This window comes from Actinomadura sp. WMMA1423 (genome assembly GCF_006547145.1).
Classification (GTDB): domain Bacteria; phylum Actinomycetota; class Actinomycetes; order Streptosporangiales; family Streptosporangiaceae; genus Spirillospora.
The window spans coordinates 3,121,586-3,148,504 of the sequence record NZ_CP041244.1 but is presented as its reverse complement, the minus strand read 5'-3'; the positions used below and the strand labels follow the sequence as shown (position 1 = coordinate 3,148,504).

Below are 26,919 nucleotides of genomic sequence, written 5' to 3'. Positions count from 1 at the left end.
GTCAACACGGAGCCAATCTTGAAAAACCCGAGCTCGGAGAGGTGAAGGAGGGGACGCCTCGGGTAGGCGCACCGGTCGTCAACCCGAACGGCATCACAGGAAGGGACGAGCCTGGTGGCCTTCAACCCGCTCGAACACCGCGGCATCCCGCTGGACGACCAGCTGCGCAACTGGGCCCAGCTGGACGTGGCGCCCGTCGATCCCGACAAGTCCGATCCCTACACCAAGTGCCGCATCATCGCGATGAACGGCATCGAGGTGGAGGCGATCATGTTCAGCCACCACTTCAACCGCGTCTGCCCCGACCTGGAGGTCAAGCAGCAGCTGGCCCAGGTCCGCAACATCGAGCAGCAGCAGCAGAAGGTGGTCAACTGGCTGCTGCCCGGCCAGGCCTCGGTCCTGGAGACCACCATCAGCTACGAGCAGGTCGCGGTCGACCTGACCGGCTGGGTCGCCCGCCAGGAGCCCGACCCGTACCTCAAGCAGGCCTACCAGTTCGGGCTGCTGGAGGACTTCGACCACCTCTACCGGTACTCCAACCTGTACGAGATGATCGAGCACCGCCGGGCCGAGAAGATCGTCGACCAGCTCACCGAGGTCATGCCGGGCCGTCCCGGGCAGCTCCAGCACCGCCACCCGTTCGACAACGTCCGCGAGCCCTACGACCGGGAGGCGGCGGCGCCGATCTCCAAGCTGCACGCGCTGACGATCATGGCGGCCGAGCAGCAGACGATGAACTTCTACATGAACGTCGGCCCGATGTACATGGAGCCCATCGCCCGCCAGCTCTACCAGGACATCGGACTGATCGAGGAGGAGCACGTCACCCACTACGAGTCGCTGGTCGACCCGGGGGAGACGTGGTGGGAGCGGCTCGTCAACCACGAGTACAACGAGTGCTACCTGTACTACTCGTTCATGCAGACCGAGTCCGACCCGCGCGTCAAGGGCATCTGGGAGCTGCACCTGAACATGGAGCTGGAGCACCTGCGGATCGCCTGCGACCTGATGCGCCGCCACGACGGCCGCGACCCTGAGAGCATCCTCGCGCCCGAGCTGCCCGAGCCGGTCACGTTCGAGCCGAACAAGCAGTACGTGCGCGAGCTGCTGGCCACCCAGATCGACTACACGACCCTCGGCACCGGGTACGTCCAGGAGGCGCACCGCCGCTTCGAGGAGTACCAGGACAAGATCAACGCCGAGCGCCCGCCGCAGGAGCGCGTGATCGACGAGCACCGCGCCAAGTTCGGCGACGAGTACCGCCTGGAGACCGACGGCCCCCACCCCGTCGAAGGCCTCCGCGAGAAGCCCTCGAGCTGACCGCCCGCCCACCGCGCCCGCGAGGCCCGCGCCCGGCCGTTCGGCGGCCGTCGCGCGGGCCCTCCGGGTCCGGGATTCCGTGGCACGGTCCACCGCCTAATGGCCGTAATCGGTCACCATTGCCCGGCGCGTGATGTGCTGGGGTTGGGGGAGGGCGCCATGGCGGATCGCGGCGGGCGCGCGGCTTTCGATGGCGGTAGGAGGCTGCAATGGGTGTGCGGTACAGCCTGTACGACTACGGAATCCAGCAGGATCCGTATCCCGTTTACGCGCAGTTAAGGGAGGACGCCCCGGTCTACCGTAATGACGACGAGGATTTCTGGGTGCTGTCGCGGCACGAGGACGTGACCGCGGCGTTCCGGGACTTCCGGAGGTTCTCCAGTGCCAACGGGATCCTGCTGGAACCGTCGGTGTGGGGGCCGAAGGCGCGGACGCACGCGTCGTTCCTCGCGATGGACCCGCCCGAGCACACCCGGATGCGCGGGCTCGTGGCGAAGGCGTTCACCCCGCGCCGCGTCGCCGAACTGGAGCCGCGGGTCCGCGACATCGCCCGCGGCCACCTGGACCGGGCGCTGGACGGCGCGGGGCCGGGCGCGGAGCTGGACCTCGTGGCCGACTACGCGGCGCTGCTGCCGATGGACGTCATCTCCGAGCTGGTCGGCGTCCCGGAGGGCGACCGCGGCGAGCTGCGGCGGCTGGCCGACGCGATCGTGCACCACCAGCAGGGCGTCCAGGACGTCACGCGGGCCGGGCGGGAGGCGATCCCCGCTCTGGTGGGCTACTTCCACGACCTGATCGCCGAGCGCCGGGCGCGGCGCCGCGACGACCTGGCGTCGGCGCTGCTGGACGCGGCCGAGGGCACCGACCACCTGACCGAAGCCGAGATCATGGGGGTGCTGTTCATCCTGATCGCGGCCGGGAACGAGACCGCGACCAACCTCATCTCGGGCGCCTGGCACTGCGCCTGGCGGCATCTGGACCGGCCGTCCGAGGCGTTCGGGCGGATCGGCGACTGGATCGAGGAGACGCTCCGGCTGGAGCCGCCGGCGCAGGCCGACGGGCGGACCGTGACCGGGGAGTTCACCCTGCACGGCGTGACCGTCCCGGCCGGGGCCCGCATGCTGCTGGTGATCGGCGCCGCGAACCGCGACCCGCGCGCGTTCGCCGACCCCGACCGGTTCGACCTGGGGCGCGACACCACGGCGAAGATCAGTTTCGGGTCGGGGCGGCACTACTGCATCGGGGCGCACCTGGCCCGGCTGGAGGCCCGGATCGCGCTGGAGGAGCTCGTGGCCCGCGTCGGCGACTACGACATCGACGAGGCCGCGGCCCGGCGCGTCAACTCGCCGTACGTGCGCGGGTTCGCCGAGCTGCCGACCTCGGTCGTCCGCAGGACGGGGTGAAGGGCGGGGCCGGCGCTCAGGGCTTGCGGGCGACGGCCCCGATGAAATGGCTCATCTGCGGGTCCCGCGCCGGGCCCGCGAGGGGCGGCCGCCCCCACTGCGGGACCCACACGATGCCGGGTTCGAGGATCTCCAGCCCGGTGAAGCAGCGGGCCACCTCCTCCGGGCCGCGCGAGTAGATCGGCAGTTTCGACCGGCGGTAGACGGCCTGGGAGTGCTCGGTGTCGCCGGGGTCCATGCCGCCGTCGTAGCCGTGGGAGACCACCACGTGGCTGCCGGGCGGCAGCCGGTCCGCGAGGCGGCCGACGAGCCCGGCGGGGTCGTCCTCGTCGTGGACGAAGTGCAGGACGGCCACCAGCAGCAGCCCCACGGGCTCGCCGAGGTCGATCAGCTCGTTCAGCCGGGGATCGGCCAGGAGCTCCTCGGGGCGGCGCAGATCGCCCTCGACGACCGCGACGCTGGGGCTGCCCTCCAGCAGGGCCCGTCCGTGCGCGAGCACGACGGGGTCGTTGTCGACATAGACCACGCGGGCGTCGGGTGCGGCGTCGCGGGCGATCTCGTGGACGTTGCCCTGCGTGGGCAGGCCGGTCCCGACGTCGATGAACTGGCGGATGCCGGCCTGCGCGGCCAGGTGCCGGACGGCGCGGGTGAGGAAGTCCCGGTTGGCGCGGGCCGCGGCGGGCGCCTCGGGCACCGTCTTCATGATCTCTTCGGCGGCCTCGCGGTCGACGGCGTAGTTGTCCTTGCCGCCGAGGTAGTAGTCGTAGATGCGGGCGGGGGAGGCCCGGAGGGTGTCGATCGACAGGTCGGCGGCGCGTTCGGCGGGCAGCGGCACGAGGACGGGCCGGGGCCGGTAGTCCAGGCCCGGGTCGTCGCGGCGGATCTGGGCGGCGGTCCGGCGCAGTGCGGGCCCCGGCCCGGCCGGTGCGGGCAGGGCCTCGGCCTCCTCGTACAGGCGCAGCGCCTCGCCCTTGCGCCCGGCCCGGTGCAGCGCGAGCATCAGCAGGCTCCGCAGGTGCTCGTTGCCGGGCTCCTGCGCGACCCAGCCGCGCGCCGGCCCGATGAGTTCGAGGTGGCGGCCCTGCGCGAGCCGGACCTCCGCTAACTCCTCACGGACCTGGCCGCGCTCGCCGACGAGCGCCCGCCGGGTCGCCTCCATGGCCGGGGTGGCGGGCAGGTCGCCCAGCGGCTCCTCGCCCCACAGTCCGAGAGCACGCTCGTAGACCGCGATCGCCGCGGCGGCGTCGGTGGCGCGCAGGTGCCGGGCGCGTGCGGCCAGGGTCCGGAACCGGCGCAGGTCGAGACGGTCGTCGTCGTCCAGGACGAGCCGGTATCCGCCGTTCTCCGGGACGAGGCGGCCGGGGGGCAGCGAACGCCGCGCGGTGCCGACGGCGAGGGCGAGCGCCGCGGCCGGGTCCGGGCCGCCGGAGAGGCATCCGAGCCGCCGGGCGAGCACGCCGGCCGGGACCGAGCGGCCCTCCTCCAGCAGCAGCGCGACCAGCAGCCCGCGGGCCTCCGGATGGGGGACGGCGACGGATTCACCGCCTCCCGCCCGGATGCCCAGCCTCCTGCGCAGAATTCGGAATTCCACCTCGCGCCTCGCTTCGTGCCCGGGTACAAGCGACGCACAGAGGGTATTGCAGACGGCATTTTCTCGTCGCGCATTCGACCGGCCCCGCCGGGTCGTACTTGCGTGCCGATCGGATCCCGCCCGTTCTTCTGCTTTTCTTGACAAAAGTGCGAACGCGTTTCCGGCGACCGCACATGATCTGGCCGCCGGGCCACGGCGGCGAGGCCGCTCCCGGCGGCGCGGGCGCCGCCGGGAGCCTCAGTCGTGCCCCCGGTAGCGGGGGTTGGTCGCATGCCATTCGAAGCCGCCGCCCATCCAGGCCCGCAGCCCCTTGAGGAACCGCTGGAGCTCGGGGGACGGGACGGCCGCCAGCTCCCGGTGGCCCGCCTCGAAGTCGCGGACGAGGTCGTTGTGGAGGCGCACGGCGGTCTCGGTCGCCTCCTCCACCGAGCAGCCCCGGTCGGCGGCGATCAGCAGGACCAGGTTGCAGACGGGGTTCTCGTCCGCGGCGTCCTTGGCCACCGAGTGCAGGTCGTTCACGATCACGCTCGCCGTCCCGGCCTGGAAGGCGGCGCGGCGGACGCGCGGCTCGTAGAACAGCCGGCTCGGCACCTCGTAGCCGCCGACGACGTCGATGAGCGTCATCGAGGTGTAGAAGCTGTCGTGCTGGCGCGCCGCCAGGTACTCCCAGGCGGGCGGGTGCTCGCCGGTCTCGCGCCAGGCCGCGTAGGCCGTCCAGCTCACGAACATGGCGAAGGTCGAGTAGCAGATCCGCTGGACCTGCGCGTGCGACGCGTGGCGCCTCAGGTGCTCGACGGCCGAGCCGAGCATCCGCAGGACGAGGTCGTCGTGCAGTGCCTCGCGCAGCGGCGGGGTGAACTCGCCCGCGGGGGGGACGGGGTCCATGGCCGACATCACCAGCGTGAGGCGCTGCGGCAGCCGCGCGGGCACGGCGCCGAGCGCGGTGTCGTCGGCGTAGTAGTCGTCGGCCGCCCACCAGCCCGCGTTCAGCTGCGCCGCGACGAGGAGGGCGTCGGGGTCCTCGGTGTCGGGGTGGGCGAGGGTGACCAGCCGCCCGAAGGCCGCCCGGCCCAGCGCGTCGAGCTCGTCGTCGCCGAACCCTCGGTCGCGCGCCCAGGCGAGCAGCCGGGCGTCCACCTCGGCGGCCAGGGCGTCGTCGACGCGCTCGGGCGGCGGGCAGTACAGCGGCGAGTGCGAACCGTCCCCCCAGCCGCGCTCGACGTAGCCGGGCCCGCCGCCGCCGGCCGGGCGCGGATGCTTCCCGGCCAGGAGGTCCCCGTAGGGCACCTCCCGGCTGGGCCACGCCGCGGCGATCAGCGACGGCAGGGACACCGCGCCCGTCCCGGGTCCGGACGGTGCCGCCGGGCGGGGTCCCGCGGAGGAGCCGTACGGCGTCTGCCTTCCGCTGCACCCGTGGTGCGTCGTTTCCATGCTCTTCTCACCTGCCTCTGCCCGAAGGCGGCCGGTCCGGCGTTGACGGGGTCAGATCCGATCGGCGGCGATGAGCAGGTACTGGAAGCTGCCGTCGCGGTAGGCCTCCAGGAAGGCGCTCTCGATCCCGGTCGCGACCGACGACTTCTCGCGCAGCTCCCAGTACGGGATGGTGTCGGGGGTGAGGTCGACCACGGCGACGGGAACGAGCCGGTTGGCGGCCATCGCGCGGAAGTAGGCGCTGCGCGGGTGGATGTCGCACACGTAGTGGGCGTTGATCGTGGAGACCGCCCGGGACGGCAGCCCGTAGACGTCGTTGTAGCAGCCGGTGATGGTGACGTACCTGCCGCCGCGGGCGAGCAGCCGGGAGTGCGCCGCGAACAGGTCGTCCAGGACGGTGTACATCGTCGACTCGTTGTTCCAGACGGCCTGGAACGCGCCCGCCTCGAAGCCCGTGTCGAGCATGTTCCTGAAGTGGAACCGGACCCGGTCCGACACCCCGCGCTTGGCGGCCTGCTCGTTGGCGAAGTCGACCTGGGCCTGGGAGATCGACACCCCGTCGACCTGGCAGCCGAACGCGGCGTTGGCCATGATGCTGGAGCCGCCGCGGCCCGAGCCGGCGTCCAGGAGCCGGTGGTCGGGCCGGATGTCGCCGAGGTGCTCCAGCAGGAACCGGGCCTGGGCGTTCTCCAGCCGGTGCAGTTCGGCGATGATCGCCTGCTCGCGGGCGTCCTCCGGGGTCTCCAGGACCGACCAGTCCACCTCGCCGATGCCGTAGTGGTGGTGGTAGATCCCCGACACGTCGCCGAGGCGCAGGTTGACGGGATTGCGCTCGGTGTTCCAGTAGGTGGCGACGTCGTGCTGGTAGACGCTGGCGATGGCCGTCATGAATGCCTTCCTCCACGGGGACGGGGGGTTCGGATCACGGGTTGAAAGCTAACGGTGACCGTCCGTGTCCGAAAGGGCGGTGTTCAGCACAGAAGGAAGGCAGCGTCGTCAGGGGAATGTTCCGCCCCGGACACTCCCGCTGCGCCCGCGCCATCCGGGATAGGAGCGCCGTCCGGGATGGGGGTGAAAAGGGCGTGCTGTCCGGAGAAGGGGCGCGCTACCCGAGCCGCGCTACCCGAGCCGCGCTACCCGAGCAGGGGGCGCGGTTCGCGCTCCGGGCGGCGCGGGTTGCTGACCGCCAGGTAGAGCAGGACCATGCCGACGATCTGGGCGAGGTGGTAGACCGACGTCGGGTCCAGGGCGACGCGGCGGGTGAGGCTCGGGTCGATCGCCTTCGTCGCGGCCGCCGCGGCGCTGGCGACCAGCGCGACGATCACCGGGCCGGCCATCGGGTGGCGGTGCCAGGCCGCCCGGCCCCAGAGCGCGAGGATGCACGCCATCGTCACGCTCTCGCAGGCGAGCAGGGCCCCGACCCCGGCGTGGCCGGTGAACGCGAGGACGGCGTAGGCGCCGATCCCGACCGAGCGCAGCATCCAGAACGTCCTGCCGTGGCGCGGGCCGAGCACCTCGGCGACGGTGGCCGCCAGCAGGTAGGACACGGCGACGACGACCATGGCGCTGATCACGGCCCAGCTCGGCCCCGACCACCGCTCCGAGTATTTGACCAGGCCGTGGTGGACGAACCCGGCGAGCGCCGCGATCCCGGCCCACCAGAAGGCCGTGCGCCAGTGCGGATGCGCCGCCGGGGCCCGTCCCAGCCGGACCGCGAGCGCCACCACGACGAGGCCGAGGGCCAGGTCGCTCAGCGAGGGCGCGGGTTCGGCGAGCATGTTCCGCACGCTACCCGCACGGTCTCCGGAGCCCCTTGACCGCACCCGCCCGCATGAGGGACCGGGCCGGGGGTAGCCCCGCCTTGTGGACGTCGAGCTGGTCGAGGACGGCCCCTACCGGTTCCGGATCGGTCCGGTGGACGGGATGCGCGTGCCCGGCGTGGTGTTCGCCTCGCGGGAACTGCTGGCGCCCGCGGACAACGCGGTCGAGCAGGTCGCCGCCGTCGCGACCCTCCCGGGGGTGGTCGAGGCCTCCTACGCGATGCCCGACATCCATCTGGGATACGGCTTCCCGATCGGCGGCGTCGCGGCGACGGACCCGAGCGAGGGCGGCGTGGTCTCGCCCGGCGGCGTCGGGTTCGACATCTCGTGCGGTGTCAGGCTGCTCGCCGCCGACATCGACGCCGCGGGGCTCGGGCCCGTCCTGCGGGACCTGATGGACGGCCTGGACCCCGTCATCCCGCGCGGCATGGGCAAGGGCGCGGTCTGGCACCTGCCCGGACGCCGGGAGCTGACCGGCATCCTCACCGGGGGATCGCGGTACGCGGTCGAGCAGGGCCACGGCGACGAGCGCGACCTGCGCCGGTGCGAGGACGCCGGGGCCGTCGCCGACGCCGATCCCGGCCAGGTGAGCGAGCGCGCCGTGGAGCGCGGAGCCCGCCAGGTCGGCAGCCTCGGCTCCGGCAACCACTTCCTGGAGGTGCAGCGGGTCGAGGAGGTCTACGACGCCGAAGCGGCCGGGACGTTCGGGCTGCGGCCGGGGCAGGTCTGCGTCATGATCCACTGCGGCTCGCGGGGGCTCGGCCACCAGATCTGCACCGACCACGTCCGGGCGATGGAGCGGGCGATGCCGCGGCACGGCATCGAGGTGCCCGACCGCCAGCTCGCCTGCGCCCCGGTCGACTCCGCCGAGGGCCACGCCTACCTCGGCGCGATGGCGGCGGCGGCCAACTACGGCCGCGCCAACCGGCAGCTGCTCACCCAGGCGGCGCGCCGGGTGTTCCAGCGGGTCGCGGGCGCCCGCCTCGACCTGGTCTACGACGTCTCGCACAACCTGGCCAAGATGGAGGAGCACGTGGTGGACGGCCGGCGGCGCCGGCTGTGCGTGCACCGCAAGGGCGCCACCCGCGCCCTGCCGCCCGGCCATCCCGAACTGCCGCCGGACCTGCGCGAAGCCGGCCAGCCGGTGCTGATCCCCGGGACGATGGGCACCTCGTCCTACGTGCTGGCGGGCGTGCCGGGCGGGCCCGCGTTCTCGTCCACGTGCCACGGCGCCGGGCGGGTGCGGAGCCGCCACCAGGCCGCGCGCGGCGTCGACGGCAGGCGGCTCCGGGCGGACCTGGAGGAGCGGGGCGTCGCGGTGCGGCCGTCGTCGTGGCGCGGCCTGGCGGAGGAGGCGCCGGACGCCTACAAGGACGTGTCCGCCGTGGTCGAGGCCGCCGAGGGCGCCGGGCTCTGCCGCAAGGTCGCCCGCCTCGTCCCGATGGGCGTCGTCAAAGGCTGACCTGCTGGTCACGGGCGAGCCCGCCTCTCACACGTCGATCGTCACGGCGCAGGAGCAGCCTCGGGCGTCCCGGTCGAACCGCAGATCGTGCAGCGACACCGCCTTGGGGACGGCTCCCGTTCCTGCCGCCTCCGCCGCGTCCCCGGCCGGGAGGCGGGCGGTGAGGCCGCCGTCCGGCGCCTCGGCGATCTCGGCGCCCAGGACGAGGAGGCCGTCGGCGTCCAGCCGGTAGATCACCTCGTCCAGCACCGCCACGAGCAGGTCCGCGTCCGGGCCCGGCGGCACGTCCACCCGGAGGTCGCGGGACGCGCGGACGCCCGAGGCGTCGGCGAACGACTCCACGAGCCCGGCGACCGCCTCGGCGACGCAGGCCTCGCGCGTCGGCCCCCACGCCTCGAACCGCAGGTCGGCGGTGTGGGGGACGCCGCGATGCCCGCTCTCAGGATCCGGCATGACCGGACGGCTACCCGGCTCCGTCCAGGGAAAACGGTGCGGAGGCCGGCCCGGCCGCCCGGCCGCGCCGCGAAGATCAGCAATGGGCCTGGCCTGCGGCATGACGACGCAAAATCACGGGCCGGCGCGGCGCCGGGGCCGCGGAGGGCGGGAACTGTCCCCTCTGGAGGTGGAGCGTGGACAGGAGCGCGAGGACGAGGGCGTGCGCGGCGGCCGCGGCGGGGGCACTGGTGCTCACCGGGTGCAGCGGGGGGAGCCAGAACGCCGAGCACACCGGTAACACCGCGGCGGGGCAGACGTCGCCGCCGGTCTCGGGGACGGGGGCGGGGACGGGCCTGGAGCAGCAGTACGAGAAGGTCGTGGACGCCGTCCTGCCCTCGGTGGTGAAGATCCAGACAGACCAGGGGGAGGGGTCGGGCGTCGTCTTCGACGCCCAGGGGGACATCGTCACCAACGCCCACGTGGTCGCCGGGGCGAAGCGGATCGAGGTCACCTCCTCCGGCGGCGGCTCCCCGGCGAAGGCCTCCATGGTCGGCGCGTTCGCCGCCGACGACCTCGCCGTCGTGCGGGTGAGCGGCGGGTCGCTGAAACCGGCCTCGTGGGGCGAGTCGGGCAAGGCGCGGGTCGGGCAGATCGTCCTGGCGATGGGCAATCCGCTCGGGCTCTCCGGAAGCGTGACGAACGGGATCGTCTCGGCGCTGCACCGCACGGTGTCGACCAAGGGGGAGGGCTCGTTCCAGGGCTCGACGATCGCCGACGCCATCCAGACGAGCGCGGACATCAACCCGGGCAACAGCGGCGGCGCCCTGGTCACGCTGGACGGGCAGGTGATCGGCATCCCGACCGCCGCGGCGTCCGACCCGCAGATCGGCGCCGCGGCGCCCGGCATCGGGTTCGCGACGCCGAGCGACACCGTCAAGCGGATCGTCCCGCAGCTCATCGCGTCGGGGAAGGTGTCGAACTCGGGCCGGGCCGCGCTCGGCGTGGCGGTGCGCACGATCGTCGACCCGCAGACCGGCCGGCGGTCCGCGGTCGCCGTCGTGGAGGTGCAGAAGGGCGGCGGGGCGGCCAAGGCGGGGATCGTGCCGGGCGACCTGATCCTGTCGGTGAACGGGACCGCGACGCCCGACCAGACCGCGCTGACGACCGTCCTCGCGAACCTCAAGCCCGGCGACACGGTGAAGGTCGAGGTCCAGAAGTCGAACGGCTCCAAGCAGCAGGTCCAGGTGACGCTGGGCCAGCTGCCCGGAGGTGGCTGAACCTCCTCGGGCCGAAGGGCCCGGTACCGGTTGACGGTGGCCTGTACGGGAGTACAGTGTACAAGCGTACAGCTTGCTGAACATCGGTACAGGGGAGGGTGATGGCCGTGCCAGAGCGCGCCGAGGACCTGACCGGGCGCGCCCGGATCAGGGACGCGGCCCTGGCGGAGTTCGCCGAGCACGGGGTGAAGGGCGCCACGATCCGGGGCATCGCGAAGGCCGCCGGCGTGTCGCCCGCCCTCGTCCAGCACCACTTCGGGACGAAGGAGGCGCTGCGCGCCGCCTGCGACGAGCACGTGATGGAGGTCATCCGCGAGACCAAGCAGGAGGCGCTGCAGGGCGGGATGGCCAACCCGAGCTTCCTTTCGATCGCCATGCGGACCGCCCTGCCGATCCAGCGCTACGTGGCCCGCGCCCTGACCGACGGGTCCGCGGCCGCGGCGGCGCTCTTCGACGAGGCCGTCGCGTTCAGCGCGGAGATGCTCGAGCGCGGCGCGCCCGGCATGGCCAGGCCGGACACCGACGACCTGCACGGCTACGCGACCGCCCTCACCGGCATGAGCTTCGGCGTGATCGTCCTGCACGAGCACATGTCCCGGGCGCTCGGCGGCGACGTCCTGATGGGCGACGGCTACCCCCGGATGGCGCTGGCGATGGTCGACGTCCTCGACGACCGGCTCCTGTCGCCCGAAATGGTGGCGCAGACGCGCGCCGCCCTGAAGAACATGTCCGCCGCCGCCGGGCGGCCCCTCGACGAGGAGGACCGGTGACCACGAACACACCCCCCATATCCGTCTCCGGACTGGTCAAGACCTTCGGCCGGACCCGGGCGCTGGACGGCCTGGACCTGACCGTCGCCCCCGGCGAGGTGCACGGCTTCCTCGGTCCGAACGGCGCCGGGAAGTCGACCGCGATCCGGGTCCTGCTCGGCCTGCTGCGCGCCGACGGCGGGACCGTCCGGCTGCTCGGCGGCGACCCCTGGCGGGACGCGACGCGGCTGCACCGCCGGCTCGCCTACGTCCCCGGCGACGTCACGCTGTGGCCGAACCTGTCCGGCGGCGAGGTGATCGACCTGCTCGGCCGGATGCGCGGCGGCGTGGACGCGCGCCGCAAGGCCGAGCTGCTCGACCGGTTCGAGCTCGACCCGCGCAAGAAGGGCCGCGCCTACTCCAAGGGCAACCGGCAGAAGGTCGGGCTCGTCGCCGCGCTGGCGTCCGACGCCGAACTGCTGCTGCTGGACGAGCCCACCTCCGGCCTGGACCCCCTCATGGAGGAGGTGTTCCAGGAGTGCGTGCGGGAGGAGCGGCGCGCGGGCCGGACCGTCCTGCTGTCCAGCCACATCCTGTCCGAGGTCGAGGCGCTCTGCGACCGGGTCACGATCATCCGCAAGGGCGTGGCGGTCGAGTCGGGGACGCTGGCCGAGCTGCGGCACCTGACCCGCACGTCGATCGACGCGGAGCTGGCCGCGCCCCCGGACGGGCTGGCGCTGCCCGGCGCGCACGACGTCCGCGTCGACGGCAACAAGATCCGCTTCGAGGTGGACACCGCCGAGCTCGACGGGGCGCTGCGGCGCCTCACCGAGGTCGGCGTGCGGAGCCTGAACAGCCGCCCGCCGACGCTGGAGGAGCTGTTCCTGCGCCACTACAAGGACGACCTCGCCCAGGCGGCCCCGGAGGCGACGGCTCCGGAGGCGGCGCGATGAGCGCGGCGGTCCACGGCGTCCGCCAGGCCGCGCCCTCGCGCTCGACGCCGATGCGCGGGCTCACCGGGACCGGCGGGCTCGTCCGGCTCGTCCTGCGGCGCGACCGGTTCCTGCTGCCGTCCTGGGTGATCGTGCTCGCGATGATCCCGATCAACTTCGTGGCGGCCACCGACAGCCTCTATCCCACGGCGGCCGAGCGCCTCAAGTACGCGCAGACGACGGGGACGAACCCGACGTTCCTCGCCCTCTACGGGCCCCTCTACGACACCGGCCTCGGCGGCATCGTCGCCCAGCGCTCCGGGTTCCTCCCGGTGATCGTCGCGCTGATCAGCGTGCTCACGGTCGTCCGGCACACCCGGACCGAGGAGGAGGCGGGCCGCCGCGAGCTGCTCGGCGCCACCGTCACCGGGCGCGGCGCCGGGCTGGCCGCGGCGCTCATCGTGACCATGGCGGCCGACCTCGTGCTCGGCGGCCTGCTCACCGCGGGCCTGCTGGCCCAGGGCCTGCCGTTCGCGGGCTCGCTGGCGTTCGGGCTGCAACTGGCCGCCGCCGGGATCGTCTTCGCCGCCCTCGCGGGCGTCACCGCCCAGCTCAGCGAGGGCGCCGGTGCCGCCAGGGGAACGGCGATCACCGCGCTCGGCGCCGCGTTCGTGATCCGGATGGCCGCCGACGTGGGGGGCGCGGGCAACGGGCTGTCGTGGCTGGGCTGGCTGTCCCCGCTCGGCTGGGAGAACCGGCTGCGCGCCTACGGCGGGGAGCGCTGGTGGACGCTCGCGCTCGTCGCCGCGCTCACCGCCGCCCTCGTCGCCGCCGCGGGCGCGCTGTCGGCCCGCCGCGACGTCGGCGCGGGCGTGCTGCCGCCGAGGCTCGGCCCCGCCGACGCGCCGCGCCGGCTGTCCGGGCCGCTCGGCCTCGGCTGGCGGCTGCAGAGCCGGGCCCTCTACGGGTGGCTCGCGGGCTTCGCCGCGCTCGGCGTCGTGTACGGCGCGGTCGCGGGCGGTGTCGGCGACATGGTGAAGGACAACCCCGAGCTGGAGAAGATCTTCACGCGGCTCGGTGGGCAGGGCGGGATCACCGACGCCTACTTCGCCTCGATCGTGGGCATGCTCGGGCTGATCGCCTCCGCCTACGCCGTCTCGGCCACGCTGCGGCTGCGCACCGAGGAGGCCGGGCAGCGCGCCGAGCCGCTGCTCGCCACCCCCGTCGGACGGCTGCGGTGGGCGGCCGGCCACCTGGTCTTCGCGCTGCTCGGCCCGGTCGCGCTGCTCGCCGTCGCGGGCCTGGCCGCCGGGCTGGCGCACGGCCTGGACACCGGCGACCCCGGCCGCGTGGTGCCGCGCGTCCTCGGCGCCGCCCTCGCGCAGCTGCCCGCCGTCTGGCTGGTCGCGGCGATCGCGCTCGCGCTGTTCGGCCTCGCCCCGAGGCTCACCGCCGCCGCCTGGGCCGCGGTCGCGGTCTTCGCGGTCGTGACGCTCTTCGGAGCCGGGCTCGACCTCGACCAGTGGGCGCTGGACGTCTCGCCGTTCACCCACGTCCCGAAGCTGCCGGGGCACGAGTTCACGGCGGCGCCGCTGCTCTGGCTCCTCGTGGTCGCGGCCGTCCTGTCCGCGCTGGGCCTGATCGGATTCCGGCGCAGGGACCTGTCCACCGGGTGACGCCCCGGCGGAACGATCGGCCGGCACGGGGCAAGAGACATCGCGGAGCTGCCGGGCATCGCCGAAAAATCGACGGGCCCCGGCCGGGGCCAGCCGTTAGATTGGCCAGGTGAACTCCCGGAAACCCCTCGCCGTCTGCGTGTTCTGCTCGTCCAGCGGCAAGATCGACCGCCGCTACGTCGACCTCGCCGCCGAGGTCGGCGCCGAGCTGGCCCGGCGCGGCCACAGCCTCGTCAGCGGCGGCGCCCAGGTGTCGTGCATGGGCGCCGTCGCCCGCGCCGCGCGGGCCGGCGGCGCCCGGACGGTCGGCGTGATCCCCGAGGGCCTGGTCAGCGTCGAGATCTCCGACGAGGACAACGACGAGCTGATCGTGACCGCCGACATGCGGGCCCGCAAGGGCGAGATGGACAGGCGCAGCGACGCGTTCCTCGTCCTGCCCGGCGGCATCGGCACGCTGGAGGAGCTGTTCGAGGTGTGGACCGCCCGTGTCCTCGCCATGCACGACAAGCCCGTCGTGATCCTCGACCCGACCGGCGTCTACGAGCCGCTGCGCGAGCTGATGGTCGGCCTCACCGACCAGGGCTTCGCCCGCCCCAAGATCTGGGACGCCGTCGGCTGGACGAGCGGCGTCCCCGAGGCGTTCGACCTCCTGGAGCGGGCGCAGCCCCGCATCGAGTTCTCCACCGAGGACTACGCGGAGGCCGAGCTCTGACGGACGGCCGGGCCGCGCGGCCTCGCCTCAGTCGTGCTTGCGGCCCGGCATGTTCTCGTACATCTCGGTGAGCTTCTGGCGGAAGCCGCGGGCCGCGATGCCGATCTTCTGCGGGTCCCTGAGGCCGGCCTTGACGGCCTTCTTGGCCTGGTCCTTCATGATGTGCGGCGGGATCGGGGCGATCTCGTTGTCGACCACGAACTCCAGGACCACCGGGCGGTCGCTCGCGAGGGCCTCCCGCCAGGCCTCGGTGACCTTCTTCGGATCGTCGCAGTAGATGCCCCTGAGCCCCGCCAGCTCGGCGAACTTGGCGTAGGGGAAGTCGGGGATGCTCTGCGAGCCCTCGTACTTCGGGTCGCCGCCCATGGCGCGCTGCTCCCAGGTCACCTGGTTGAGGTCCTGGTTGTTGAAGATCGCGAAGATCAGCGGCGCCGAGCCGGCCATCCGGTCGGCGTACCGCTTGACGGTGATCATCTCGTTCATGCCGTTCATCTGGAACGCGCCGTCCCCGATGAAGGCGATCACCGGTCGGTCGGGGTAGGCGAACCGCGCCGCGATCGCGTACGGGACGCCGGGGCCCATCGTGGCCAGGGTCCCCGACAGCGAGGCCTTCATGCCGCCGCGGATCTTGATGTGCCGGGCCCACCAGTTGGTGCCCGAGCCGGAGTCGGCGGTGAGGATGGCGTCGTCGGGCAGGAGCGGGGACAGCTCGTGCGCGACGGCCTGCGGGTTGACCTTGCCGTCGAAGGTCTGGGCAGCCCGCTTGTCCATGACCGCGTCCCAGGCCCGGACGTTCTCCTCGATCTCCTCGCGCCAGGAGCGGTCCTCCTTGCGCCGCAGCAGCGGGATCAGCTCCCGGAGCGTCTCCTTGGCGTCCCCGACGACGTGCGCGTCCATCGGGTAGCGGATGCCGATCATGCGCCCGTCGATGTCGATCTCGACGCCGCGGCAGCTGCCCTCGTCCGGCAGCCACTCGGCGTACGGGAAGCTCGTGCCGATCATGAACAGCGTGTCGCAGTTCATCATCATCTCGTCGCTGGCCTTGGAGCCGAGCAGGCCGATCGGGCCGGTGACGAACGGCAGGTCGTCCGGGACGACCTCGCGGCCGAGCAGCGCCTTGGCGACCCCGGCGCCCAGCAGTTCGGCCGTCTCGATCACCTCGGCCTCGGCGTTCGCGGCGCCCTGGCCGATGAGCATCGCGACCTTGGTCCCCTCGTTGAGGATGTCGGCGGCCTTGCGCAGCTCCTCCGGATCCGGCAGGACGCGCGGCCGGCTCCACCCCACGCTGGAGTACACCGAGCCGTGCTCCTTGGGGGGCGACGGCACCGCGTCGGCCTCCTGGACGTCCTCCGGAATGATGATCGTCGCGACGCCGCGGGTGGTCAGGGCCGTCTTGAACGCCCGGTCGACGACGTGCCGCATCTGCCCGGGGTGCATGACGATCTGGCAGTACTCCGAGACGTCGGAGAACAGGTTCTCGAGGTTGACCTCCTGCTGGTAGTGCGTGCCCTGCGCCAGGCGCTTCTGCTGCCCGACGATCGCGACGACCGGCTGGTGGTCCAGCTTCGCGTCGTACAGGCCGTTCAGCAGGTGGATCGCGCCCGGACCGGACGTCGCCGCGCACACCCCGACCTCGCCGGTGAACTTCGCGTGCCCGCAGGCCATGAACGCGGCCATCTCCTCGTGCCGCGTCTGGATGAACTCCGGCTCGCCCTCCGCGCGGTCGAACGCGCCGAGCATCCCGTTGATGCCGTCGCCCGGATACCCGTAGACGCGCTCCACACCCCACTCGGTCAGCCGCTGGAGGACGTAGTCGGCCACTTGCTGCGCCATCGCTGTCTCCTTCGTCGTCACCTGTCCGTCATCGCCGCAGCAGCCGGGCCGCGCCCGCGGCGGCCCCCGCCGCCGCACCGGCGGTCGCGGCCCCCACCAGGTACTTGTGCCGCCCCGCCCACATCTGCGGGCTCCTGGCGTGCGCCTCCTCGTCGAACCGGCCGTGGCTGCCGCGGTCGCCGTCCGGCGCGCCGTCCGCGGGCTCCCAGAGGTTCACCGGCTGGTCCGGCCTCGCGCGCCTCTCCGTCTGCTGGGCCTTGAAGCCCGTCCGGGCCAGGTAGCGGTCCAGCAGGCCCGTCGCGAACTTGTCGGCGAGGATCGTGCCCACGGTGCTGCCGCCGACCCAGTACTCGCGCCGCCGCGGATGCTCGGCGGCGTGGACGAGCGCGTCCGCCGCGACCTCCGGCTGGTAGATCGGCGGGACGGGCTGCGGGCGGCGCGGCAGGCGGTTCAGCACCCAGTCGAACTGGGGGGTGTTGACCGCCGGCATCTGCACCATCGTCACCTTCACGCCGCTGCGCTCGTGCATCAGCTCCGCCCGCAGCGAGTCGTGCAGCCCTTGGACGGCGTGCTTGGAGCCGCAGTACGCGCTCTGCAGGGGGATGCCCCGGTAGGCCAGCGCCGACCCGCACTGGACGATCACGCCGCGGTCGCGCGGCATCATCCGCTTCAGCGCGGCCCTGGTGCCGTTGACGTACCCGAGGTAGGTGACCTCGGTGGTGCGCTTGAACTCCTCCGGCTCTATCTCCCAGAACGGCGCGAACACCGAGGAGAACGCCACGTTGACCCACACGTCGATCGGCCCGAGCTCCCGCTCGGCCAGCTCGGCCGCCGCGTCCACCGCCCCGGGGTCGGCGACGTCCACGCTGACCGGCAGCGCGCGCCCGCCGGCGGACTCGACGTCCACGGCGGCCCCGCGCAGCCCCTCCTCCCCGCGGGCGAGCAGGGCCACCCCCGCCCCGCGGCGCGCGAACGCCACGGCGGCGGCGCGTCCGATGCCGCCGGAGGCTCCCGTCACCACGACGACCGTGTCCTTACCGATCTTGTGCTTCATGTTCATCCCCACGACGGCGGCGCTGGATCCGGCACAGGGACCCACTGCCCGAGTCGAGGGCTCTGTAACAAAAGGCCCCGCCGGGGCCCGGTGGCCCTCGGATACGGTCGTTGATGTGCGCGTCCGCGCCCTCGCCCTCGCCGAAGGAGAAGAATGAACGCCGATGTCCCCGCCTCGCGGGAGCTCGCCGGGATCGCCGAACTCGCCGCCCGCGCCACCGGGGACCGGCTGCGGACCGCGTTCCGGTCGCGTCCCGAGGTCGACCTCAAGCGCGACATCCACGACCCCGTCACCGAGCACGACATGGCCGCCGAGGAGACCATCCGCGAGGTCCTCGCCGAGCACGCCCCCGGCAGCGTCGTGATCGGTGAGGAGGGCGGCGTGGGCGGCGGGGACGGCGACCTGCGCTGGTACGTCGACCCGATCGACGGGACGGCCAACTTCGCCGTCGGCCTGCCGTTCTTCTGCGTGTCCATCGGCGCCGCCCTGGGCGATGAGATGGTGGCGGGCGTGGTGTACGACCCGGTGCGCGACGACATGTTCACCGCCTCGCTCGACGGCGGAGCCACCTGCAACGGCGAGCCGATCCGCAGCCGCGGCGCGGCCCGCGACGCGAGCGCCGTCGTCGCCACGTCCTACCCGAGCGCCCATGACCTGAGCCTCGGACGCGAGGAGGCGCTGCGGCGCTACGGCCGGATCGTGGACGCGTTCGCCACCGTCCGCCGCCCCGGCAGCGCCGCCCTCACCCTCGCCCACGTCGCCGCCGGATGGGTGGACGTGGCCTACGACTCGTCCATCAACGCCTGGGACATCGCCGCCGGGCTGCTGCTGGTCAGGCAGGCCGGCGGGACGTACGTGCCGCTGCGCGGCGAGCCCGGCGGCCACGACTGGGAGGCCCCCGGCTACCTGGCGTGCGTGGAGGGCTTCGACCTGGCCGGCTCCGCCATCGCCGAGGCCGCGGACTACAAGCCCGCCGACTCCTGACCCCTGCCCACGGGTGCGCTCGCCCGCGGTGCCCGGGAGGTCGCACCGCCGACCGGTGGGCCGTGACGTGCGCCGGTAGGTGAGCGACTCCTCACGAGGGTCCTGCGGTGCGCGCGGCAAGGGTCGTCGGCAGCCCGAAACCCGTGACCGCGCCCGGGTCGCCGAAAGCGGTGATGCCGGCGATCCCGGCCGCGGTGACGGTGAGCACCGCCACTCCGTACGCGTGGTGGACGCCGTCGCCGCCGAGCCGGTACGAGGCGGCGGCGGGCTGGCCGTTCGCGGCGGTGGGGATCATGCGCCAGTCGCCGGGCGCGCCGGCGGTCCGGGCCAGGAAGGGGACGCAGCGGCGGCGGCCGGAGAACCAGGTGGCCGCCGGGGGGAACTCCAGGGCGGCGTCGGCGCTCAGCAGCCGCTCGAACGCGGCGCCGTCCGCGTTCTCGAACGCCGCGACGTAGCCGTCCAGCAGCGCGCGCTGCTCGGCCCCGCCCGGCGGGTCGCCCCGATCGACCGGGGAGGCCTCGTCCAGGCGGGCGCGGGCGCGCTGCAGGGCGCTTTTGACCGCTGCCGCGCTGGTGCCGAGCATCCGAGCCACCTCCGGCGACGAGAACCCCAGCACCTCGCGGAGCAGGAACACGGCTCGCTGCCGGGGCGGCAGGTGCTGCAGGCAGGCGGTCAACGCCAGGCGCAGGTTCTCCCGCGCGATGGCGGCCGTGGCGGGGTCGTCCGCCTCCGAGGCCACCAGCGCGTCCGGGATCGGCTGCAACCACCTCACCTCCGCCCCGGCCGCCCGCACCGGCGCGTGCGGGTCTTCCCCCGGCGGGCCGAGCCCGGAGGGCAGCACCCTCCGGTCGCGCCCTCGCAGCGCCGACAGGCACGCGTTGGTCGCGATCCGGTACAACCAGGTCCGCAGCGATGAGCGGCCTTCGAAGCTCCGGTGCGCTCGCCAGGCGTTCAGGTACGTCTCCTGCACCGCGTCCTCCGCCTCGTACACCGAGCCCAGCATCCGATAGCAGTGCGCCAGCAGTTCCCTGCGGAACGGCTCGGCTCGCTCAGCGAACTCCGCCGACGCGCTGCTCCCGCCCTTGGTCCGCGTCATCTCGCTCCCTCGCTTGACCACCCTGCGGACCGTTCAGGACGATGCCACCGCCCCCGACGCGGCGTTGGCGTCGGCCTCAAGGCCCACTTTGGGCCGTGCCCAGTCGGCCAGGCGCCGGATCGCCTCATCCGCCCGGGCCGCCCGGCCCGCACCGAGCTGGAAGGTGTGCTGCCGGCCCCCGACCACGTCGAGGCGCGCCTCGACGCCCGCTGCGCGGGCGCGCTCGGCCAGACGGCGGGCGTCGTCGAGGAGGGTCTCCTCGCCACCGGCCTGGATGTACAGCGGTGGCAAGCCGGTCAGATCGGCGTACAACGGGTTGGCGTACGGGTCCCGCGGGTCACCGTCCTCGCCCAGGAACATCCCGATCAGCAGCCGCGTCATCTGCGGATCGCCCAGCAGCGCGTCCCTGTCCCGGTTGGTCACCATTGATCGCCCCTTGGCCTCCATGTCCACCCACGGTGACAGCGGCATCGACGCCGCGGGCAGCGGCAGGCCCCGCGCGCGGGCGCGCAGCAGGGCCGTCACGGCGAGCCCGCCGCCGGCGGAGTCTCCGGCGAACGCGATCCGGCCGGCCGCGAACCCCTGGTCGAGCAGCCACCCGTAGACCGCGACCGAGTCGTCGACCTGTGCCGGATGAGGATGCTCCGGGGCGCGCCGGTATTCCGGGATCAACGCCCTCACGCCCATCGCCTTGGCCAGGTGGGCGAACATCTTGCGGTGCGTGTACCTCGAGCATGTCGCGAAACCGCCGCCGTGCAGGCACAGCAGGACCCGGTCCGGCGAGCAGTCCTTCGGGACCGCCCACAGGGCCGGCAGCCCCGCCGCCTGGGTCTCCAGGTAGTCCACGGCACCGGGCTCGGCGGTCACGTCGCCGTAGTGCTCCACGACGTCACGCCACCGCGCCAACGACATCCCCGGCGACATCTCCCGCCCCAAGGCCTCGAAATGCGCCTTCACCACATCATCCTGAGCACTCGACACCCGCGACGCCCCTCTCGAATCGACCTGACGTCCTCACATCTGCAGACGCGGCCGGACCGCGAAAGGAATCGGGGCGGTCCCGGTGCCGGCCGGCGCCTCGACCCGGCCCGGCGCCGCCCTCAGGGGCGGAGCAACGTTGTCCTGGGGTTTTTCCTTCCGGTCGGTGATCGTTCATTTCCGGTTCAGGCACGGCGACCAGGCTCCGGCGTGATCCCCTCAGATGAAGGAGTGCCCATGTCAGTGACCCGTCGCGGAGTCGTCAAGGGCGGCGCGGCCGGCGCGCTGTCCATCGCCCTCGCCGGAAGCCTGGACGGAATCTTCCAGACGTCCGCGGGCGCCGAAACGGGGGAGGCCTACGGGTACGGCCCGCTGGTCCCCGACCCCAAGGGCGTCCTGGACCTGCCCAAGGGCTTCTCCTACAAGACGATGTCGGTCGAAGGCGACCCGATCTCCGAGGGCGTCGTCGTCCCCGGGCACCACGACGGGATGGCCACCTTCCCCGGCGGCCGCCACGGCCGCACCCGCCTGGTGCGCAACCACGAGCAGAGCAACAACGGCACCCGCGCCGTGGGGCGCCCCGAGTGGACCTACGACCCGGCGGCCAACGGCGGCACCACCACGCTGGAGGTCGACGGCCAGGGGAACCTGCTGTCGCAGTACGTCAGCCTCGCCGGGACCTCCACCAACTGCGCGGGCGGACGGACCCCGTGGGGGACGTGGCTGACCTGCGAGGAGACCGAGGGCTTCACCGGCCAGACCAAGAGCCACGGCTGGGTGTTCGAGGTCGCCCCGACCGGCCGCAGGACCGAGCCCGTCCCGCTCACCGGGCTCGGCCGGTTCGCGCACGAGGCCGTCGCCGTCGACCCGCACACGCTCACCGCGTACCTGACCGAGGACGCGTCCAAGCCGTTCGGGCTCTTCTACCGGTTCCGCCCGCGCGCCCACCGCGGCGGCTACCACGCCTACATGGCGGGCGGGAGGCTGGAGGCGCTGAACGTCCGCGGCGTCCCGGACCTGTCGGCCGTCCAGGAGCCCGGGACGCGGCTGCGCGCCGAATGGGTCGAGGTCCCGGACCCGTCGGCGCAGCAGACCTCGGTCCGCAAGCAGTTCGACACGATCACGCGGAGCCAGAAGCTCGAAGGCGCCTGGTGGGGCCACGGCAAGGCCTACTTCGTGTGCAGCTACTCCCGGAAGTCCGACGGCGGCGCCGCCGACCACGCCGGGCAGGTCTGGACCTACGACCCGCGCCGCGGCGAGATCGAGCTCCAGCTCGTCTTCAAGCCGGGCGGGCGCTTCGACGGCCCCGACAACATCACCGTCTCGCCGTACGGCGGCGGCGTGATCCTGGCCGAGGACGGCGACGGCGAGCAGTACCTCATCGGCACCAATCGGCGCGACCAGCCGTTCGCGATGGCGCGCAACGCCCTGAACGACAGCGAGTTCACCGGCGTCACGTTCTCCCCGGACGGGCGGATCCTGTTCGCCAACCGCCAGTCCGACCCCGGCGCCACGTTCGCGATCACTGGGCCCTGGCACCGGCTACGCGGCTGACGGGCGGGCCCCGGCCTGCCGGGGCCGCGGTCAGGCGAGGCCCCGGCGGGCGACGGACGGGGGACGGGTGCCCCGGATGGAGGCCACCATGGCCAGCACCTGGCGCGTACCGTCCGCCTGGGCCTCCGGCACGCGGAACCACGTCGCGCCCAGCCACGCGTAGACCGAAGCCGCCGCCAGCAGGCCCGGATCGGGCTCCCGGGCGTCGGACTCCAGTGTGACCAGCACGGCGTCCCCGGACGCGACGAGCCGCTCCACCCGGCTCGCCGGGGGCGCCGTGCCCGCGTCCACGACACCGGCCGGAACCGGCGCGTCCGGTGGAAGGACCTTGCGCTCTTGCAACCCCATGCCGCCAAGCGTGGCACGATCGGGGACGAGGGATCGTCCTCCAGATGGGGTGCCGTCAGATCGGAGCGTGATCGTGGTCGTGGTTCTCGTCCTGGCCGGCGTGGCCGTGCTGGGCGCCGTCGTCGTCCTCGCCATGGGCCGGGGCGGCGAGCTGGCCGAGGCCCATCCCGACTATCCGCCGGTCAGCGTGGACGCCGAGGGGCGGCCCGTCATCGGCTGGGAAGGCTCCCACCTCCGGTTCCCCAGGACGCTCTGGGGGTACCAGATGCACGTGACGGACGACGCGGTCCACCGCCTCACCGAGGCCCTGCACGAGCGCGACGCCCGCGTGGCGGACCTGGAGCGGCAGCTCCGCGACCTCCGCAAGCGCGCCGGCGACGCCGAACCGTCGCGCCCGGTCGGCGCCCTGCACGGCATCGAGGACACGGGCGCCCGGGTCGCGCTGCACAAGGAGCCGGTCGAGCCGGACGGCGCCGCGGAGGAGCGCCCGTGAGCGCGGTCGCCGTCCACGCGGAGGCGGTCTCGGCGGCCCCGCCCGAGCGGGTCTTCGAGGTCCTCACCGACTGGCCGCGGCACGCCGACTGGATGCCGTTCACCCGCGCGGAGGGCGGCGACAAGGTCGGCGACGAGCTGCGCGCGTGGACGGGGATCGGCCCGGTCGGCTTCCTCGACACCATGGTCATCACCGACTGGCGGGCCGGCCGCCGCGTCGCCGTCCGCCACACCGGCCGCGTCGTGCGCGGCGAGGCGTTCTTCAAGGTCCTGCCGGAGGGCTCCGGCAGCCGCGTGGTCTGGGCGGAGCGCGTCGACCTGCCGCTCGGCCCCCTCGGCCGCGCCGCCTGGCTGGTCGCGGGGCCGGTCGTGAAGGCGTTCATGTCCCTCGGGCTGCGCCGCCTCGCCGCGCTGTCGCAGCCATGAGGTAGAACGGGCACGTGAGCACCGCGATTATCGGCGAGGACGGGCTGGCCCGCTGCCCGTGGGGGCTGTCGGCGCCCGACTACGTCGCCTACCACGACGAGGAATGGGGCCGCCCGGTCCGCGACGACCAGGGGCTCTACGAGCGGCTGTGCCTGGAGGCGTTCCAGTCCGGCCTGTCGTGGCTGACGATCCTGCGCAAGCGCGAGGGCTTCCGCGCCGCGTTCCACGGCTTCGACCCAGAGAAGGTCGCCGCGTTCGGCCCGGACGACGTCGAGCGCCTGATGGCCGACGCCGCCATCGTCCGCAACCGAGCCAAGATCGACGCGACGATCGCCAACGCCCGCGCGGCGCTCGACCTGCCGGGCGGCCTCGCCGCGACCGCCTGGCGATACGCCGACCCCGACTCCCCGCGCTATACCGACATGTCCGAGGTGCCCGCCTACACCGACGCCTCGAAGGCCCTCGCCAAGGAGCTGAAGAAGCACGGCTTCCGCTTCGTCGGCCCCACCACCGCCTACGCCCTCATGCAAGCCTGCGGCCTCGTCAACGACCACCTCTCTGGTTGTTTTGCAGCGTCCTCCTCCTTCGGGCCTTGACGGCCCTCCATCGTCGGGCACCGCGAGCGATCGCTGGCATCGCTCCGGCTCGCCTGGCGGCTCGCTGCGCGATCAGTTTCTCGCAGGCTCGAAACTGGCTTCGCACGCGATCGCGCCCCCTGAGGTCGTCGGTGGCTGAGGCGACGGCTGAGCATGCGCGATCGTTCAATTGAGGCGGATCAGTGGGTCGGCGACGCGATCGCTACCGCTCGTCTTGCGGGGAGGGCCGAGGTCGCGAAGGTTGCGGCCGTGGCGCCGGTCATCACCAGGGCGAACAGCCACCAGGGGGCGTTCGGGGCCAGGAACGAGCTGCCTGTGGCCACGTGCAGCAGGGTCACCGTGCCGAGTGCCGTGCCCAGGCCCAGGAGGCTGCCCAGCAGGACGACCGTCGCGGCCTCCCAGCGGACGATCAAGCGGATCTGGGCGGCCGTCGCGCCCACGGCGCCGAGCAGGCCGAACTCGCGGGTCCGATCGCCGACGTTCATCGACACGGTGGTCGCCATCCCGAACAGGGCCAGGACGAGCGCCATGCCGATGAAGCCGTAGATCACGCTCATCCCCTTGGTCATCGCGCCGGACGCCGTCCTCACGTAGCCGGCCCGGTCGAGGACCTTCAGGCCGGGCGCGTCGGCGAAGGCGCGGGACAGGTCACGCTCGGCGCCGCCGCGGACGAGCACCACCTGCGCGGCGGCGGCCGGGTCGAGCCGGTCCATCGTGGCCTGCGAGACGAGGGCCTGGTCGGCGAACAGGTGGGACGGGTCGTGGTAGGCGGCGGCGACGGTGAGCGCGACCCGCCCGCCCGGCCCTCGCACGACGATCCGCCGCCCCTTCTTGATCTTCTGCCCCTTCATGACCGTGGACGTGAGGGCGATCTGGCCGTCGCCGAGGCGGGGGAGGCGCCCGCCGAGCTTCAGGACGGCGGGGAGCGCCCGCTGGTCGGCGCCCGTGACCGTGAGGTAGACCGGCTCCGGTGCCTCGTCGGGCGAGGGCGGCCTGGGCGGGGGAGAGACGAGCTTGACCTCCGACATCGTGAGCGCCGCCGCGGCGGTCACGCCGGGCACGGCGGCGGCCTTGCCCGCGGCGTCGCGGGGGAGGGGAGCCTGCCCGTTCGAGTTCATCCCGGTCGCGGCGACCGCGTGGTCGGCGCGCATCACCTCCTTGCCCGCGGTGTCGAACCGGGCGTCCACCGACAGGACGATCATCGCCGTCGAGGAGACGAGCGCGACGCCGAGCATGAGGGAGGACGCCGCCGACGACACGCGGCGCGGGCTGCGGGTGATGGTGGCGCGGGCGAGCCGCCCGGCCTCCCCGCTCACGGCCGTCCCGACACGGCCGACCAGGCCGCCGAGGGGGCCGACGAAGAACGGGGCGAGGACGGCGAGGGCCGCGACCGTGGTCATGCAGCCGAGGAGCGTCATCACGCAGGTGCCGGCGGTGCGCTCCGGGCCGGGGGGTTCCTCGTAGCGGATCCCGAAGACGCCCCCGAAGAAGATCCAGGCGGCGGCGAACACCGCCAGGGCGCCGAGAACGCGCGGCCAGCGGCGGCCGACGGTCTCGGTGCTCGCGTCCCGCAGCGCCCCCATCGGGGAGATGTTCGCGGCGCGGCGCGCGGCGCGCCGGGCCGCGAGCTGGGTGACGAGGATCCCCGCCGCGGCGGGCACCGCGAGCGCGATCCAGCCGAACTGGGCGTCGGCGGCGGAGATGTCGAAGCCGTCCTCGGCGAACAGGTGGGTGAGCAGGGCCGACACCGGGTAGCCGAGCGCCGTGCCGCCGGCGGAGGCGACGGCGCCGAGGACGAGGGCCTCGAACCGGATCAGCCGCCTGATCTGCCGGGGCGTCGCGCCGATCGCGCTGAGCAGCGCGAGCCGCCGGGTCCGCTGCCGGACGAGCGTGCCGAACGTGTTGGCGACGACGAACAGCCCGACGAACACCGCGACGGACGAGATCATGCCGATGGCGCCGCCGATCGCCCCTCCGGCGCCCTCCAGCTCGGCGGACTGGGCGTGCCTGACGTCCGCCGCCGACCGGACGGTCAGGTCCTTGCCGAGGTCGCGCGCCAGGGCGGCGCGCAGCTCGGACGCCGGTCCCGACGCCTTCACCCAGACGCTCTGCCACGTCCCCGCCGGTAGGCCCGCGGCCTGCGCGACGGTGCCGGGGGGCGCCAGCACCAGGTCGCCGCTCGCGACGGAGCCGTGCCCCTGCACGGTCACGACCCCGACGATCTTCATGTCCCGGCTCTGCTTCGGCAGCAGCACCTTCAGCGTGTCCCCGACGTCCAGCCTCCCCGCGCGGGCGACGTGCCGGGTGACCGCGACCTCGCCGTCGGCGGCGGGCGCGCGCCCCGACTCCAGGTGGTAGGGGTTGAGGCGGCCGTCGGGCGTCCACGGCCGCAGCGTCGTCCCCGCCCCCGCCGGCGGCAGGATCGGCTTGCCGTCCGGGCCGCTCGCGGTCACCGGGACCATCGCGTCGCCCGCGACCGCGGCGACACCGGGACGTCCCGCGACGGCGCCGAGCGCGACCCTGCCGTCCGGCGGCGAGTACGGGTCGTCGGGGTCGGCCGAGCCGCCCTGGACGAGCACGTCGGCGCGGGAGTACTCGCTGGCGTCGCTGCCCGACACCGCCTCCTGGGCCCGCAGCGTGAACTGCAGGGCGCCCGCGATCAGCCCGATGGAGAACACCGCCGCGAGCAGCGTGGCGGCCAGGCGGGTCCAGCTCTCGGCGAAGGACCGGCGCGCGATCAGCCACATGGC

At 73.6% G+C, this 26,919-nt stretch carries 24 protein-coding genes; 13 read left to right on the top strand and 11 right to left on the bottom strand.

Annotation, left to right across the window (positions count from 1 at the left end; all coding sequences use genetic code 11):
* Positions 1-114 precede the first annotated feature (114 nt).
* On the top strand, positions 115-1,320 hold the full coding sequence (locus FKD65_RS14655; RefSeq protein ID WP_141578023.1) for a hypothetical protein: 1,206 nt from the start codon (positions 115-117) through the stop codon (positions 1,318-1,320).
* A 209-nt stretch (positions 1,321-1,529) separates the two neighbouring features.
* Complete coding sequence (locus FKD65_RS14650; protein WP_141578022.1) at positions 1,530-2,723, top strand: cytochrome P450; 1,194 nt, start codon at positions 1,530-1,532, stop codon at positions 2,721-2,723.
* A 16-nt stretch (positions 2,724-2,739) separates the two neighbouring features.
* On the opposite strand, the gene FKD65_RS14645 is transcribed toward FKD65_RS14650, so the two are convergent.
* The 4 genes from FKD65_RS14645 to FKD65_RS14630 form a co-directional block, all read right to left on the bottom strand.
* Positions 2,740-4,314, bottom strand: a complete 1,575-nt coding sequence (locus FKD65_RS14645) for an SAM-dependent methyltransferase (protein ID WP_168221040.1) — start codon at positions 4,312-4,314, stop codon at positions 2,740-2,742.
* Positions 4,315-4,551: 237 nt separating this feature from the next.
* Complete coding sequence (locus tag FKD65_RS14640) at positions 4,552-5,745, bottom strand: family 2 encapsulin nanocompartment cargo protein terpene cyclase (protein WP_205718667.1); 1,194 nt, start codon at positions 5,743-5,745, stop codon at positions 4,552-4,554.
* Positions 5,746-5,796: 51 nt separating this feature from the next.
* On the bottom strand, positions 5,797-6,633 hold the full coding sequence (locus FKD65_RS14635) for a geranyl diphosphate 2-C-methyltransferase (protein ID WP_141578020.1): 837 nt from the start codon (positions 6,631-6,633) through the stop codon (positions 5,797-5,799).
* Between the two features lie 245 nt (positions 6,634-6,878).
* Positions 6,879-7,523: a hypothetical protein gene (locus FKD65_RS14630; RefSeq protein ID WP_141578019.1), complete on the bottom strand. Its 645-nt coding sequence runs from the start codon at positions 7,521-7,523 to the stop codon at positions 6,879-6,881.
* Positions 7,524-7,608: 85 nt separating this feature from the next.
* On the opposite strand from FKD65_RS14630, the gene FKD65_RS14625 reads away from it, so the two are divergent.
* Positions 7,609-9,027, top strand: coding sequence for an RtcB family protein (locus FKD65_RS14625; RefSeq protein ID WP_302931599.1), 1,419 nt, complete (start codon positions 7,609-7,611; stop codon positions 9,025-9,027).
* Between the two features lie 27 nt (positions 9,028-9,054).
* On the opposite strand, the gene FKD65_RS14620 is transcribed toward FKD65_RS14625, so the two are convergent.
* Entirely contained in the window at positions 9,055-9,480 is a 426-nt protein-coding gene (locus FKD65_RS14620) for an archease (RefSeq protein WP_141578018.1), read from the bottom strand.
* Positions 9,481-9,656: 176 nt separating this feature from the next.
* On the opposite strand from FKD65_RS14620, the gene FKD65_RS14615 reads away from it, so the two are divergent.
* From FKD65_RS14615 to FKD65_RS14595, 5 genes are all read left to right on the top strand, one after another.
* Entirely contained in the window at positions 9,657-10,739 is a 1,083-nt protein-coding gene (locus FKD65_RS14615) for a S1C family serine protease (RefSeq protein ID WP_141578017.1), read from the top strand.
* Positions 10,740-10,840: 101 nt separating this feature from the next.
* Positions 10,841-11,509 carry a TetR/AcrR family transcriptional regulator gene (locus FKD65_RS14610; protein WP_141578016.1) on the top strand — a complete coding sequence of 223 codons (669 nt, stop codon included), beginning with the start codon at positions 10,841-10,843 and terminating at the stop codon, positions 11,507-11,509.
* A complete protein-coding gene (locus tag FKD65_RS14605; protein ID WP_141578015.1) occupies positions 11,506-12,441 on the top strand; it encodes an ABC transporter ATP-binding protein in 936 nt (311 codons plus the stop codon). The genes FKD65_RS14610 and FKD65_RS14605 overlap by 4 nt, the downstream gene beginning before the upstream one ends.
* Positions 12,438-14,096, top strand: coding sequence for an ABC transporter permease (locus FKD65_RS14600; RefSeq protein WP_240810151.1), 1,659 nt, complete (start codon positions 12,438-12,440; stop codon positions 14,094-14,096). Before FKD65_RS14605 ends, FKD65_RS14600 begins: the two co-directional genes overlap by 4 nt.
* A gap of 109 nt (positions 14,097-14,205) precedes the next feature.
* Entirely contained in the window at positions 14,206-14,808 is a 603-nt protein-coding gene (locus FKD65_RS14595) for a TIGR00730 family Rossman fold protein (protein ID WP_240810150.1), read from the top strand.
* 27 nt (positions 14,809-14,835) lie between these two features.
* On the opposite strand, the gene FKD65_RS14590 is transcribed toward FKD65_RS14595, so the two are convergent.
* Positions 14,836-16,641, bottom strand: coding sequence for a thiamine pyrophosphate-requiring protein (locus tag FKD65_RS14590; protein ID WP_141578014.1), 1,806 nt, complete (start codon positions 16,639-16,641; stop codon positions 14,836-14,838).
* 28 nt (positions 16,642-16,669) lie between these two features.
* A complete protein-coding gene (locus FKD65_RS14585) occupies positions 16,670-17,695 on the bottom strand; it encodes an SDR family oxidoreductase (protein ID WP_141578013.1) in 1,026 nt (341 codons plus the stop codon).
* Positions 17,696-17,848: 153 nt separating this feature from the next.
* Here FKD65_RS14585 and FKD65_RS14580 point away from each other — a divergent pair, with 153 nt between their 5' ends.
* A complete protein-coding gene (locus tag FKD65_RS14580) occupies positions 17,849-18,679 on the top strand; it encodes an inositol monophosphatase family protein (RefSeq protein WP_141578012.1) in 831 nt (276 codons plus the stop codon).
* Between the two features lie 91 nt (positions 18,680-18,770).
* Here the strand turns inward: FKD65_RS14580 and FKD65_RS14575 are convergent, their stop codons facing one another.
* Both FKD65_RS14575 and FKD65_RS14570 read right to left on the bottom strand, forming a co-directional pair.
* Positions 18,771-19,775 carry a sigma-70 family RNA polymerase sigma factor gene (locus FKD65_RS14575; protein WP_141578011.1) on the bottom strand — a complete coding sequence of 335 codons (1,005 nt, stop codon included), beginning with the start codon at positions 19,773-19,775 and terminating at the stop codon, positions 18,771-18,773.
* A 33-nt stretch (positions 19,776-19,808) separates the two neighbouring features.
* Entirely contained in the window at positions 19,809-20,732 is a 924-nt protein-coding gene (locus FKD65_RS14570) for an alpha/beta hydrolase (RefSeq protein WP_205718666.1), read from the bottom strand.
* A gap of 258 nt (positions 20,733-20,990) precedes the next feature.
* Between FKD65_RS14570 and FKD65_RS14565 the strand changes: the two genes are divergently transcribed.
* Positions 20,991-22,307 (top strand): alkaline phosphatase PhoX, encoded by a 1,317-nt coding sequence (locus FKD65_RS14565; RefSeq protein ID WP_141578010.1) that lies wholly within the window; start codon positions 20,991-20,993, stop codon positions 22,305-22,307.
* 30 nt (positions 22,308-22,337) lie between these two features.
* Here the strand turns inward: FKD65_RS14565 and FKD65_RS14560 are convergent, their stop codons facing one another.
* Positions 22,338-22,655 (bottom strand): hypothetical protein, encoded by a 318-nt coding sequence (locus tag FKD65_RS14560; RefSeq protein WP_141578009.1) that lies wholly within the window; start codon positions 22,653-22,655, stop codon positions 22,338-22,340.
* A gap of 67 nt (positions 22,656-22,722) precedes the next feature.
* Between FKD65_RS14560 and FKD65_RS14555 the strand changes: the two genes are divergently transcribed.
* From FKD65_RS14555 to FKD65_RS14545, 3 genes are read left to right on the top strand one after another with little or no spacing between them, the layout of a single operon-like run.
* Entirely contained in the window at positions 22,723-23,148 is a 426-nt protein-coding gene (locus tag FKD65_RS14555; protein ID WP_141578008.1) for a hypothetical protein, read from the top strand.
* Positions 23,145-23,573, top strand: a complete 429-nt coding sequence (locus tag FKD65_RS14550) for an SRPBCC family protein (RefSeq protein ID WP_141578007.1) — start codon at positions 23,145-23,147, stop codon at positions 23,571-23,573. The genes FKD65_RS14555 and FKD65_RS14550 overlap by 4 nt, the downstream gene beginning before the upstream one ends.
* Positions 23,574-23,587: 14 nt before the next feature.
* A complete protein-coding gene (locus tag FKD65_RS14545; RefSeq protein WP_141578006.1) occupies positions 23,588-24,169 on the top strand; it encodes a DNA-3-methyladenine glycosylase I in 582 nt (193 codons plus the stop codon).
* 179 nt (positions 24,170-24,348) lie between these two features.
* On the opposite strand, the gene FKD65_RS14540 is transcribed toward FKD65_RS14545, so the two are convergent.
* Positions 24,349-26,916 carry an FtsX-like permease family protein gene (locus tag FKD65_RS14540; RefSeq protein ID WP_141578005.1) on the bottom strand — a complete coding sequence of 856 codons (2,568 nt, stop codon included), beginning with the start codon at positions 26,914-26,916 and terminating at the stop codon, positions 24,349-24,351.
* Positions 26,917-26,919 lie beyond the last annotated feature (3 nt).

What these genes read in the sequence shown, in the direction of transcription:
- FKD65_RS14650 (WP_141578022.1), top strand. Translation starts at nt 1,530, where the DNA reads ATGGGTGTGCGGTACAGCCTGTACGACTACGGAATCCAGCAGGATCCG.
- FKD65_RS14640 (WP_205718667.1), bottom strand. Translation starts at nt 5,745, where the DNA reads ATGGAAACGACGCACCACGGGTGCAGCGGAAGGCAGACGCCGTACGGC.
- FKD65_RS14635 (WP_141578020.1), bottom strand. Translation starts at nt 6,633, where the DNA reads ATGACGGCCATCGCCAGCGTCTACCAGCACGACGTCGCCACCTACTGG.
- FKD65_RS14630 (WP_141578019.1), bottom strand. Translation starts at nt 7,523, where the DNA reads ATGCTCGCCGAACCCGCGCCCTCGCTGAGCGACCTGGCCCTCGGCCTC.
- FKD65_RS14620 (WP_141578018.1), bottom strand. Translation starts at nt 9,480, where the DNA reads ATGCCGGATCCTGAGAGCGGGCATCGCGGCGTCCCCCACACCGCCGAC.
- FKD65_RS14610 (WP_141578016.1), top strand. Translation starts at nt 10,841, where the DNA reads ATGGCCGTGCCAGAGCGCGCCGAGGACCTGACCGGGCGCGCCCGGATC.
- FKD65_RS14600 (WP_240810151.1), top strand. Translation starts at nt 12,438, where the DNA reads ATGAGCGCGGCGGTCCACGGCGTCCGCCAGGCCGCGCCCTCGCGCTCG.
- FKD65_RS14590 (WP_141578014.1), bottom strand. Translation starts at nt 16,641, where the DNA reads ATGGCGCAGCAAGTGGCCGACTACGTCCTCCAGCGGCTGACCGAGTGG.
- FKD65_RS14585 (WP_141578013.1), bottom strand. Translation starts at nt 17,695, where the DNA reads ATGAAGCACAAGATCGGTAAGGACACGGTCGTCGTGGTGACGGGAGCC.
- FKD65_RS14580 (WP_141578012.1), top strand. Translation starts at nt 17,849, where the DNA reads ATGAACGCCGATGTCCCCGCCTCGCGGGAGCTCGCCGGGATCGCCGAA.
- FKD65_RS14575 (WP_141578011.1), bottom strand. Translation starts at nt 19,775, where the DNA reads ATGACGCGGACCAAGGGCGGGAGCAGCGCGTCGGCGGAGTTCGCTGAG.
- FKD65_RS14565 (WP_141578010.1), top strand. Translation starts at nt 20,991, where the DNA reads ATGTCAGTGACCCGTCGCGGAGTCGTCAAGGGCGGCGCGGCCGGCGCG.
- FKD65_RS14560 (WP_141578009.1), bottom strand. Translation starts at nt 22,655, where the DNA reads ATGGGGTTGCAAGAGCGCAAGGTCCTTCCACCGGACGCGCCGGTTCCG.
- FKD65_RS14540 (WP_141578005.1), bottom strand. Translation starts at nt 26,916, where the DNA reads ATGTGGCTGATCGCGCGCCGGTCCTTCGCCGAGAGCTGGACCCGCCTG.